Origin of the sequence: Seonamhaeicola sediminis (assembly GCF_004358095.2) — a bacterium.
Lineage (GTDB): Bacteria > Bacteroidota > Bacteroidia > Flavobacteriales > Flavobacteriaceae > Seonamhaeicola > Seonamhaeicola sediminis.
In genome coordinates, this window is sequence record NZ_SMZJ02000004.1 from 207594 (window position 1) to 221077 (window position 13484).

4 protein-coding genes are annotated in these 13484 nt (G+C 34.7%); 1 reads left to right on the forward strand and 3 read right to left on the reverse strand.

All coding sequences use genetic code 11. The annotated features are described in order from the left end of the window. The first annotated feature begins 58 nt into the window (after window positions 1-58). Window positions 59-466, forward strand: a complete 408-nt coding sequence (locus tag E1J38_RS07325) for a TerB family tellurite resistance protein (protein ID WP_133355392.1) — start codon at window positions 59-61, stop codon at window positions 464-466. A gap of 68 nt (window positions 467-534) precedes the next feature. On the opposite strand, the gene uvrB is transcribed toward E1J38_RS07325, so the two are convergent. The 3 genes from uvrB to E1J38_RS15295 all read right to left on the reverse strand — a co-directional run bounded on the left by uvrB (window position 535) and on the right by E1J38_RS15295 (window position 13449). Then, on the reverse strand, window positions 535-2538 hold the full coding sequence (gene uvrB / locus E1J38_RS07330; RefSeq protein ID WP_133355393.1) for an excinuclease ABC subunit UvrB: 2004 nt from the start codon (window positions 2536-2538) through the stop codon (window positions 535-537). A gap of 87 nt (window positions 2539-2625) precedes the next feature. Continuing rightward, the gene (locus tag E1J38_RS07335) at window positions 2626-8391 is read right to left on the reverse strand and encodes an FIDD domain-containing protein (protein WP_133355394.1); all 5766 of its coding nucleotides are present in this window, start codon (window positions 8389-8391) and stop codon (window positions 2626-2628) included. Window positions 8392-8565: 174 nt separating this feature from the next. Then, a complete protein-coding gene (locus tag E1J38_RS15295; RefSeq protein WP_133355395.1) occupies window positions 8566-13449 on the reverse strand; it encodes a T9SS type B sorting domain-containing protein in 4884 nt (1627 codons plus the stop codon). Between the last annotated feature and the right edge of the window lie 35 nt (window positions 13450-13484).

Here is a 13484-nt window from a genome sequence, read left to right on the forward strand (position 1 = left end):
TTATAAAAGGATGATTTTAAGTAACTTTATATCATAATTATTTAATCCTTACCCTCACATGATTAACAGAGTAGAAAAGTTAAGTCTGCTTTCTGAAATGATTGCATTTGCAAAGTATGACAAAGAGATAAATGATATAGAATATGGATTTCTATTAGGGGTTGCTAAACAACTAGGGATTAGCAGGTCAGATTTTGATTATTTAATAGAGCATCCAGTTACATATGTTCATTTAAAATCGCATAGCGAACGCATTGTTCAGTTTCATAGATTGGTATTACTAATGAACATTGATCAAGATAGTCAGGATAATTCAGGAGGCATTATAAAGCTATATAATTTTGGTTTAAGAATGGGTTTAAGTCATGAATCTATAACCAAAGTTTTGTATTTAATGGAGAGTTTTCCCAATAAAATAGTACCTCCAGACGTGTTGATTGATATTTTTAAAACGCAGTACAATTAATATAAATCTGCTAAGTAATTTACTATTGTATTGCCTAGATCTTTAGGGGTCATAGAAAAGCTAAAAGTTTATACTTTTAGCTTTTCTATTTTTTGTTGGTAAATTTTTATTTCGTCTCGTAGTTGAGCAGCTACAATAAAATCTAAAGCTTTGGCAGCTTCTTCCATCTGTTTACGTCGCTCTTTAATTTTTTTCTCTAATTCAGGTTTACTTAAATAATCACTTTCTGGTTCTGCAGCTTTTAAAGCGTCCATTTCATATTTATAAGTACTTACCGAATTTTTAGCAAGGGCATTGTCTAAGCTTTTATTAAGTGCTTTTGGAGTAATTTTGTGTTTGCTGTTGTAATTTATTTGTTTTTCACGTCGGTAGTTAGTTTCATCAATGGTTTTTTGCATGCTATTGGTTATTTTATCAGCATACATAATGGCCTTTCCGTTAATGTTTCTAGCAGCTCTACCTACAGTTTGAGTTAGCGAACGCGTTGAACGTAAAAACCCTTCTTTATCGGCGTCTAAAATGGCAACTAATGATACTTCGGGCAAGTCTAAACCTTCCCTCAGTAAATTAACACCAACTAGAACATCAAATAGTCCTTTACGAAGATCCTGCATAATCTCAACACGCTCTAGTGTATCTACGTCACTATGGATATATCTACAACGAATTTGGATTCTGTCTAAATATTTAGTCAATTCTTCCGCCATTCGTTTGGTAAGTGTGGTAACTAATGTACGTTCATCCTTTTCAACACGCTGTTGAATTTCCTCAATTAAATCATCAATTTGATTTAAACTAGGACGAACTTCAATCTCTGGGTCTATTAATCCCGTGGGCCTAATGACTTGCTCTACATAAACCCCATCGGTTTTTTGTAATTCGTAATCTGCAGGCGTCGCACTCACATAAATAACTTGGTTTTGTAAGGCTTCAAACTCTTCAAACTTAAGAGGTCGGTTGTCCATGGCTGCTGGTAAACGAAAACCATATTCTACGAGATTTTCTTTTCGGCTTCTATCACCACCATACATGGCGTGAACTTGAGAGATTGTTACATGGCTTTCATCTATAACCATTAAAAAATCATCTGGGAAATAATCTAATAAGCAAAACGGACGTGATCCTGCTTGTCGTCCATCCAAATAGCGCGAATAGTTTTCAATTCCTGAACAATAACCTAACTCACGAATCATTTCCAAATCAAATTCTGTACGTTCCTTTAAGCGTTTTGCTTCTAGGTGCTTACCTATTTCCTTAAAATAATCGTATTGTTTTAATAAATCGTCTTGAATATCCTTGATAGCATTTTGTAACACATCTGGTGAGGTTACAAACATGTTTGCAGGATAAATATTCAATTGCTCGTATTTTTCAATGACCTGATTTGTTTGAATATCAAAGGATTCAATTTCTTCAATTTCATCACCAAAAAAGTGAATTCGGTAGGCATTATCAGCGTAACTAGGAAAGATATCGACCGTATCTCCTTTAATTCTGAAATTTCCATGTTTAAAATCTGCTTCAGTTCTTGAATACAAACTTTGAACGAGCATGTGTAGTAATTTTGTTCTTGAAATTTCTTGGTCTTTTTTGAGTGTTACTACATTTTTTTGAAACTCTATAGGATTTCCAATACCATACAAACAAGAGACTGAAGCTACTACTAAAACATCTCTTCTACCTGAAAGCAGGGAAGAGGTTGTACTTAAGCGCATCTTCTCAATTTCTTCGTTTATTGATAAGTCTTTTTCAATATAAACACCAGTAACAGGAATATAGGCCTCTGGTTGATAATAATCATAATAAGACACAAAGTACTCTACAGCATTGTTAGGAAAGAATTGTTTGAACTCTGAATATAGTTGAGCTGCCAATGTTTTGTTATGGGCCAATACTAGCGTTGGTCTTTGAACTTTTTCTATAACATTAGCAACCGTAAACGTTTTTCCAGAACCAGTTACTCCCAGTAGTGTTTGGTATTTTTCATTGGTTAGGATGCCCTCGGCTAATTGATTAATAGCTTCAGGTTGATCTCCGGTTGGACTAAAATCTGATTCAATTTTAAACTGCATACTACTCTAAAACGCTTCAAGTATTCAAAGTGTCTAAATTACTTAAAGTAGTTGGGAAATTGAATTTAAGTTTATAAAAATTATGTTTTAGCGCTTTAAAGTAAAATGGCCGAGTAACGATCTTCCATCTGATAATGTTAAAGTAAACCAATAGTCATCGGTAGGCATTTGAGCCCCATTGAAGGTGCCATCCCAACCTACAGACAAAGGATCTATCTGTTTCAACAATTTACCATAACGATCATAAATACGAATTACGCTTCCCGCATGAGTAATATCTAAACCTTGTATTTGCCAATACTCGTTTATGCCATCTCCATTAGGTGTGAAAAATTTCCTGTGTCCTATGACCGAAATTCGTAATTCGACTTCGTCACAAATTGTTTCTACATCTTGAGCAAATAGCGTATAAAAACCTGCTCTAACATTATTAAATACAGGACTTTCTTGATAAGGGAAATTAACTTGACCATCATCTGACACTAAAGAAAACATATAGATACTATTGCCTAGACTAGAAGGATTAATAATAGTTACAGAATTATTTTCTGAGAGGTCTACAATTTCTATATCATCAAGTGTGATGTTTGGAGGGTCAGCTGCTTTAACATCTACAGTTTGCGTTTTTGAACACAATGAGGTTGGGTTTGTTAATGTAAGCAAGTATTTACCTGGTACAGTTATACTACTACTTGGTAAGATAAGTGTATTTCCAACCACAGTATCATCTTCAAAACGCCACTCATAGGTAAAGGTTTCTGAAGGATTCATTTGAACTGGAATTATATCTTCTGGTACAAATGGGTTACCGCAAACAAGTATTTCTTCTTCTAATGTGAATTCTGGTAATGGATTAACTCTTAATTCTATAGTTGTTAATGCAGAACAGCTCGTGTTTATAGGGTTGATTACTTCAACGTTTATAATTTGATTTGAAGAAATGAGCGTATTTGGAAAATCAGCAGCTTCATTTGTAACGGTTGCTCCATTTTCATCAATATAAGTGAAATAAATTTCCATATTGGTTTGTGAACCTCTAATTGTGCTTTCAAATAAGGCTAAATCAAAATTGTGTAAGCCGTCATTCTCTTCGGTTATATCTAAACCATCATCACAAAAGACCTGCAAAGGAACTTGGTTTGTAATTATGGGTTGCTCGTCTATTATAAACTCAACATTGGTTTCGTCATAGCATGCGCCGTCGGGATCATTTGTAGAATTATTTGTAACCCTAATAGTAATGGTTTGATTTTCAGTTAAGAAAACAGGCTGTATAGGGCTAGTAACAGGAGTACCATCATTATATAGCAATGGATTTCCAGTATTATCAAAATACGTTATAGTGACATCCATTGGGTTTTGACCATTTAATATATCGGATTCTAGATTTGAAGTATCAAAAGGATAACTTAAAATAGCATCAGTAGTGTCATAATCACATTGTCTATCAAATGTAACGGGAATAGCAACGGGTAGCGTTTCAACAATTAAAAGGTCTGTTAGTTCTTGAAGTCCCAAACAATTATTACCTAAATCACTTTTTACACGTACCCAAATACTTTGCACATTTGGAGAATTGAAATTTTGATGATTAGAAATATCAGGTATTTCATTAGTTTCCAATTCAGCATCCATTTGGCTTTCAAAAAAATGAACTGTAACGTTGAAAGTAGAGAAAATAGTATTTGAAATATAATCTCTTATATGAGTAAAGTCGAAAGAAGCCACACCGTCCCTAAGGTCTAAACCATCATCGCACTCAAAAATAGAATCTGGATTGTAACTATTTAAAGCCACACTTGATGGGTTTATTTCTAACAAAAGTGGTACAACTCTAAAGCATCCATTGGGATTAGTAACTCGAATCCAAACTGTTTCTGAAGTATTTGTTGTTAGGTCAACAAAATAGTTTGTTTCGTTCGTTATCTCTGCACCTCCAATTGTTTCTGCTTGGGTTTGGTCTTCGTAATACTTGAATGTCAAGCCTTCAAAGACATAATTAGAATTAATTTCTTCTTTTATGTTATCAAGCGTTAAATTAAAAAATGCATTTCTATCATTGGTTTCGTCATCACATTGCATGTATGTGTTAGGATTACTTACAACCGGTAAGCTAAATACTTCCACATCAAAGGTTGTATCAGCTATACAGGTATTATATAGGTTATTAGTCATTCTAACATAAATGGTTTGACCTCCAGGAACAGAGTTGATAAATGACGTTGGTGATACAATTGGAATTGAATAAGCAGAATCAATAAAATAGGTAAGGCTAAAATCTGTTCCACTTTGTCCGTTTAAAATTTCGGTTTCTTTTTGGGTTAAATCAAAAACTTTTAAACCATCGGTGTCTGTTCCAACAGATGTATCATCGCATTCTTGAAGCGGTGTGACTGCTAGCAAAGGAAATGGACTTTCATACACCTCTAAATCAAAACTTGAAACATCATAACAAGTGGTATTAGCATCATTTTCTAGACGCGCATAAATGGTTGTATTACCACTTTCAAAAGGACTTGTTATGGGGTTGGAATTATCATCGGCATCAACTTGGGATGGATGATAGCTTATTGTCATACCGGGTACTGTATTTATAGTACTATTTTGAGACGTTAAATCAAAAGGCATGGTGCCGTTATTATCATCATCACATTGTAACATGTTAGGAGCAGTGTTGGCAACTGGTAAAAGAATTACTGTTAATTCTGCTGGATCTGAATATAAACCACAACTATTTCCTGTGAGATTTAAAAAAGCTCTAAACTCATAAGTATCAAATGATATAGGTGTGTTTGAGATTGTTAAATCTCCTGTTTGAGACCCGCTGTATATGGCATCATCAACAATTGCGTTCCAGTTTAAACCACCATCAGTACTCAACTCCCATTGAATAGTGTCATAGGTTGAAGAAACTATGGTAAATGTAGATGTGGATAGTTCACATGATTCTACGTTAGCAGGTTGGGTTGTTATGGTTATTGGAGCTGCGTTGAGATAATCGCTATTTGGTAATATATAGCCATCAGTTCCAGCGCTATTTACCAATCCATTATTGTCAACTGTTACGGTAATATCACCAAGTAAATCGTCATTATTTCCATCGGAGAAGCCAGCTTCAATAACATCGCTACAACTATCACCATCACTATCTAAGTCTATATACGAATAGATGGAATCGGTATCCAAATCGTTTGGAGAATAACCAATTAAATTACTGTCTGGAGCAGTTTCTGCAGCATCTGCCCACCCATTAACACCGTAGTTTGGACCATCTTCAATACCGTCTAAATCTGTATCAGATAGGATGCCTAATTGTCCTGATTCAATTAAATCATAAATACCATCGTTATCACTATCTAAATCGTAAAAATCAGCAATACCATCTGAATCAGTATCAACGGGTAAAGCATTAACATCATAAATATCATCTAATCCATTGGTGTCAGTATCAACGCCAGATAGCGCTACAAGCGTTCCTTGATTTTCAATAAAGTCAGGTATACCGTCATTATCACTGTCTAAATCTAGTTCATCTTTTATACCATCATTATCGTTATCACTTTTGAAGCAGGTAAGAGAAACATTGGCTTGAAAATTTGAGGTATCAGTGATATTCTCCAGTCTATGAAGAAAAGAAAACCCGTCAATTTGATTAGCTAAAAATTCAAAAGGCGTTGCTCCTGTTGGCGAAGGGTTATATTTAAAATGAATTTCTGAACCTGAAATTTGTGTAATACCCGTTTCAAAAAGGCCATCAAAATTAGAGTCTATTAATAATCTATCATCAGGGTCTACTAAAGTGATGTTTTTATTAACAGGGAGTACTCTAACAACAAAATATTCACCATCAACCGATGTATGGGTGTAACTGGTATCTTCAGATAATTTAACATTAACAGATTCAGTAAAAATCATAGCATAATTGCCTTCAGCACTTGTTGCTGGAGCAACAGTGCTAGTAAAGTTTCCAATTGCATCGCCAACAAAAGTATTAGTGCCTCCTGAACTACTGGTGGTTGTATAAGTTCCCGATGTGATTAAAGCATTTGTAGTAGTATCTTGAAATTCCAGAACTGGATTATTTAAATTATCTAAATTAATTGCTACATCTCCTCTGGACTCTGTACAGTTTAAAATACCATCATTGTCATTATCGATATCTAGGTTATCAATAATACCATCGTTATCAATATCATCTGGACAAATACTCACTGGAACTTCAACAGATTCAAGTGTTTCTCCAGTACACGTAATCGTACCTACCAATTTATAACGTGCGGGTATTGTGGGCGTAATAGAGGCCACATTCAATGAGCCAGGAACGGATTGAAAACCAGAACCACTTCCATCATCAAAAAACCACTCATAAGTATCAAAGTTTTGAGCATTGGCGGCTTCCAGCGTTATGTTTGGAATACAATTTCCTAAAGTAGCAAATTGTGCATCGAAGTTGATCTCTGGGTTGGTAGGGAAGCCTGAATAAAAACTTCCGGATGTGGCGGCACCATTTTGGTTAAAATAGGCCACATATAATTCATCATTTCCTTGAACTGAAATATTTCCACTCAATCCTGTAACTCTATAGGTGATATAATCACTTTTCCCATCTACAGTATTTGGACCAGTGGCTGAAAAACTTGATAATGGTAAATTGTTAATAGTAACTGTTGCCCCCACTTTGGTAACAATAGAAACTCCTCCACTATAAAAAGTACTACCTATAAAGTCGATATTAGCAATATTATCAATGTTGCCACGGGTTTCACAACTTAGAGGTGGGACAAATAGCATTTCTTGGTTGGCTTCACTGTCTCCACCAATTCCTTGGTAAGCAAATACATCTTCAGAGGTAGTTACGTACATATTACCGCTAGCATTATAGTTATTACCTTCAATAAGGTAATACTCTCCGGCATTGATTGTTGCCACAGGGGCATTACCATTAATGCTAATTGAGGTGTTATTCGTATGAGCAACAATTAAGACGTTTTCCCATCCATCCGCACCACCACCACGAACAAAAATATATTCCCTTCCAACTTTTGATATTCCAGCAATTTGATCAATACCGTAGTCCCTTGCGCCACCATTATGAAAACTTCCATTTGTAGAACCACAGTTTACAACGATTGGTTTATCTGAGGTTATTAAAGAACCAATTAAACCGTCCATTAAATTGTTTACAAGAGGACCATTATCTAGAACATTTATAGCTACAACATAACTTTCGCCTTCGTTTAAAATAACATTAATAGGTGTTGTGCCAGTATAATTTTGAATAATTAAGCCTGTAGGTAAATCACTAAAACTAACTTGAGTATTGTCTTCTGTTGCCATAATAGAAACAAAGCTCAGATAATTACTTTGAGGATTAATACTGGTAAAAGTTCCAATTCTAAATGTCGTTTCTAATGCAGAAAGTCCTTTACTTACCAACGCTCCTGCTTGAGCGCCAGAGGTAGCACCGTTCATACGTATGGAAACATAAATAGGGGCTTCTGCCTCAATAATGTATCCCCTATTAGCCATGATTACACTTGTTTGCGCCGATGGAATGAATAGTTGGTTGTCACCACTATTTCCTCCTATTGTAATAACCGTTGGTGCTGTATTGGATACTGTTCCTGTAATATTGGAAGCCATAGGTTGCCCTAATTGGGTAATTACAAAAGGAACATTTTGTGTAGAAGGTGTTGACAAATAGATGTATTGATCTTGTGGTAAGGAACTGTTAGAATCTGCATAAGTCAATGGCGGTATATAATGCTTTTTACTAAGTTGAGAATATCCAGTGGTAGACACAAGAAGTACTAAAACAAATAGCAGGTTTCTTATATGGGAGCTAATTTGCATTGCAATTTTTTATGATTTAGTTGATGGTATTTGAACTGTTATAAACAGTACGAACCTCTAAAGTAAATATTTAATTTGTTTTAGACCGCTTTACTCTTTAAAGGTTTAAAACTTTTAGATAAAATGTATAGAATAACCAGAAAAATTAAAGGAAAGACTTCTATTATATTTACTTTATCTCTTTAAAGCAAAATGTCCTTTTATATTGAAAGATTCACCATTGTGTATAACATCAGCAGAAAACCAATAATCATCAGCTGGCATATTTTGACCATTAAAAGTGCCATCCCAACCAACTGAGGTGTGATGAAGCGTCTTTAATAGTTTTCCATGTCTGTTGTATATGTAAACCAATGTTCCGGGTAACCTATTAATACCTACTATATGCCACGTATCAAAATATCTGTCATTGTTTGGAGTTACAAATTTTGGTATATCTATTACAAAAACTTCAGTTTCAATAGGTTCACAACCATTAAGGTCTATGATGGTTACTATATGTGGTCCTAAGCTAACATTGGTAAACACATTAGAGTCTTGCGGTTCACCACTATCCAAAATATATTGGTAATCACCAATACCACTTACAGTTACAGTAATTGTATTGGGGTCTGTAAAGTCTGCTGTTGCTGTGGCTTCTATAGTAGCTTGTATTGATTGAATGAGTTCAAATTCTCTTATGTAGGAACAACTTTGAGGTGCGGCAGTAGTGACTTCTACCCAACGATTTGGGCCTAAATCACTTAAATCAACATCTATTTCTGGTGTGGTTTCTCCTGTCCACCAAAGATAGGTATCACCAAGGTTTCCGGTATCTGCACTAAGTGTTCTTGGTAAATCATTAGTGCAAACGGATTCTATATCATTCAAAGGAATAACAGGTAACGGGTTTATTATAGTTTGAAATTGGGTAATGCTATAACACCCGGTACTATTATTTTCAACTCTAGCATATATGGTTTCTCCATCAGAAGCCAGGTATAGAATGCTTAGTCTGTTTGTATCGTTTTCTGCATTATCTATATTGTTACTGTAATAATATACAGAATATTCGTTAGGATTTTGTCCTCCTAAAATAACAGCATCATTATCACTTAAATTAAATTCGAGTAGGTTAGAAGAATCAAAGTCATTATCGCAATAAATCAAGTTAGGAGCGGTTGCTGCAATTGGATGTGGATTAATCTGTAAATTAAACGAAGTAAAAATAGAACAACCAGTGTTATTATCTTCTATTCTTACATATATGGGGTAATTTCCAGGGTTTGAATAATTGAATATTTTGTTAGTATAAGCCCCAGTGTTATTCATAGCGTCTGCAGATGAACCAAAATAACTAATAGTCACGTCATTAGTGTCATTTACGATAACGTTATCAATTTGACTTAAATCATAGTTATTGGCAGAATTTACACAATCTTCTATATCTCCAACTGTATTTATTGGTGGTGGCAGATTGACTTGTAATAATAAAGGTATTGTATCTGTGCAGCCCGTATCAGTTTCAACCTGAACATATATTGTTGTGGTACCGGAAACTGCATAACTACCGTATTGATTTGAAGGTATTGATGTGTTTAAGGTATCGTCTAAGTAGTAAGTATATGTAACACCTCCAAACCTAACATTGTCCACCAAAAATAAAGCCGTTGTTAAATCAAAGGAAGTATTGCCATCATAATCCGTATCACAAACAGGATCTATGGTTGCTGATTGGAATACGGGCTTGGGGAAGGTAATAAATCTTACTTCCTCAATTATAAAACATCCATTAGCCGTATTTTCAATTCTAGTGTAAAATTGTCCTTGCAGTTCTTGAGAATCATATAAATCGGGCAAACTATTAGTTGCTTTAAGTATAGCATCATTTTCATCCAGATAAAATTGGATATCCAACGCATCAGTACTTCCAGATGCAATTTCTTGTCGCTTTGCTTCTAGATCAAAACTACGAGTAAGTGCTTCATTCTGACAATCTGGTGCAAAATCTGTAAAATTACTATTGTAGTTAGGATTGGTGCCTATTTCTAATAAAAATGAAGTTTCTTTGTAACAGGTTGGATCGGAAATATTTTCTACTCGTACATAAATAGTTTCAGAACCATTACTGTTATAGGCCAAGTTTTTATCTATTTCATCAGTTAAAAGAGCGTCTCTAAAATACCGCACTGTTTTATCAGATTGCCCATTTAATATTTCAAGATCTTTATCTCTCATGTAGAAGTCAGCATCTGAAGTTCCAGCATCTACACATATCTGGTAAGGGGTTATTGATATTATATCTGGATTTGTGTTTACTACAATATTAAAAGATGTTGTGTTGAAGCATGCGTAAGCGTCAGTAGATTCTACACGAATATAAATGGTTTGTGTGGCCGCATCAAAGCTTTGTTTGTTCAAGTTATTTGAAGGGTTATTTATATCAAAATTATCAGCATCAGTTTGATTCTCAAAAAATTCTATAATTAAATTTGTTGGGTCTGCAACAATACTATTGTTATCTATTAAATCTTGCAATCTAATATTTCTTGTACTATTGTTGTTGTCATTGCAGTAGAATTGATCAACGGGTTGCATTACCGTTGGAGCAGGTATTACATCTAAATCAAAAGCGTTGACTGTATAGCAGCCAGTTATATTATTTTCTATTCTGGCATAAAACGTTCCAGAACTAGTGGTATATTGAAGAGGAAGTTGATTAGTTCCATTTTCTGCATCCGTGGGATTTAAAAAATACCGCACATTAAAATCAGGCGTTCCACCAGTAATAGTACTATCTAAAGAGTCAAGATCAACTAAGGCTGTCCCGTCATCATCTGCATCACAATAGGGAATAGGGTCTACGTTGCTGAAAGTAACTACTGGATTAATACGTAGTAGTACTTCTGAAACCTCAGTACAAGAACCATTTTCAATTCTAAGATATATTGTTACCGATGAGGTTAATACATATGGATTAGAAGTATCAATTGGCAAGATGTTAGCATCTCTGTTTGCTTGAGTTTCATAATAGGTAACATTAACATTTGGCAATCCATTAACAATAACATTTTCAAGCGTGTTAAGATATACGTCTACTTGACCGTCATCATCCTGATCACAAAAGGCAAACCCGGTAGCCGGAATGTTGGTTCCTGTTAATAGTAAATTGGTATGGATTTCAATAGGAATAACTGCATAACACCCTGTTGTACTATCTTCCAACCTTAAATAAATAACTTGTTCATCCTGATCTACATTCGTATAATTACTTGGATTAGCAATAGGATTACTTCCAGATTCAGCATCTGTTTGACTTGTATGATATGTTGGTGGTAAAAACCCGGTTTCACCATTTAATACATTGTTAAGAACACTAGTTAGGTCAAAATTATTAAAGAAGCCATCATGATCACTATCACAGGCATCAATATATTGTGTATCACGAACAATACCAGTGTTGCCATTTGTAACATTGATTGTTAAGGTAGTACCTGATGCAATAGCGCACCCGGTTGTATTATTAACAACTCTTATATATAGTGTCTCAGTTGGGTTGGTGTTATAGTACGGGTTAGGAACTGGGTTAGCTCCAGAATTAGCTTCTAATTGGGTATAATGATAAGTAACATATAAATTAGAATCACCACCAGTTATTTCATTGTCTTTTTGACTTAAATCTATTGCCGTACTAGAATTGGGTAGATTATCATTATCACATACATTCAAACTAGAGGGTTGCACAACATTTGGTAATGTATTTACTACCAGTTCAAATTCACCATATACTAAGCACCCCGTATCTGTGTCTTCTAAACGAACATAAATAGTTTGGCCGCTAGATGTTATTGGACTGGTAATGTTATTTGAAGAGGAATCTCTATTGGTTGCAGATGTATAATAGCTAATACTGTAATTAACAGGTAGATTTTGCACAGCATTTTCTACATCAGTGTTTTTTGTAGATAGGTCAAATATTTCCGTACCGTTATTATCATTATCACATAAATTATAATTTGAGATTGGGCTGGTAGCCAATTGTGTATCTATAGTTACATTTACTTGATCTTGAATAATACAAGAATTTCCATTGATCGATATTTCCACTCTATATAATCCACTTGTAGATGTTGTAAGGGTAGCGTTTGTCTCACCTGAAATTATGATATTGTCTCTATACCAAACATAAGAAGCCAATGGGTTTTGAATTTCACCATTTAAAGTAACGCTTCCAGAACAAGTATTAATATCGTCACCTAAATCTAATTCAGTAAATGTGTTTGCTTCAATAAATACAGAAGTATCGGAAAGAGGATAAGGTTGGGTAAGGTCAGGTGATTCTGCAACTACCAATTTAACGTGGTATTGCACATTAGGAAGTACTGTAGCTCCAGCAGAAAGAACTGTGGTTCTACCGTTATAGTTAGTATCACTAAAGCCATAGCCATCAAAATATTGATCGTTTGAAGCAGCGCATTGCGTTGGAATAGCATCATGAATATTACCAACCGTGATTGGATCAGAGCTTCCAGGAACCACAGCTATATTTTGATAAGGGCCTGTACTAGAGGTTTCTCTTATAAGGAATACAAAACCATCAAAGGCATTACATGGGAAATTTGCAAAATACTCTTCTGATGCTAAAACATAATTAAATTGAATCATATCGGTTAACGATATAAAGTCAAATTCTATAACGGTGGCATTGGCCATGGTTCCTAGTCCAATAAAAGATTCTATATCAGAATCACTACCCCAGTTTCTTGAACCTTCACTTAGTTCATTACCATTGGATGTATTTCCACCTGATGATGCGTTACCGGTAGATATCACTATACCATTTTCAAGAGGAAAATTGGATCCTGCTCTTTGAAATGCGCCATAACTAGTAAAACCATCTGAACCTCCATTTACAGATGAGGATATATTAGATATTTGTACACATCCATCAGCTAAATTGTTTTCGATAAGATTTTGAAGCGGAATAGTATTGTTGATAGAAACTTGCTGCGAAAACATCATGTTGACGCCAAAAAAAAGTAATATTACTGCGAAGTTAATGTGTAGGTTCTTTTTCACTTTGTTTTATTTGGGCAAAAACAATAAAATGATTT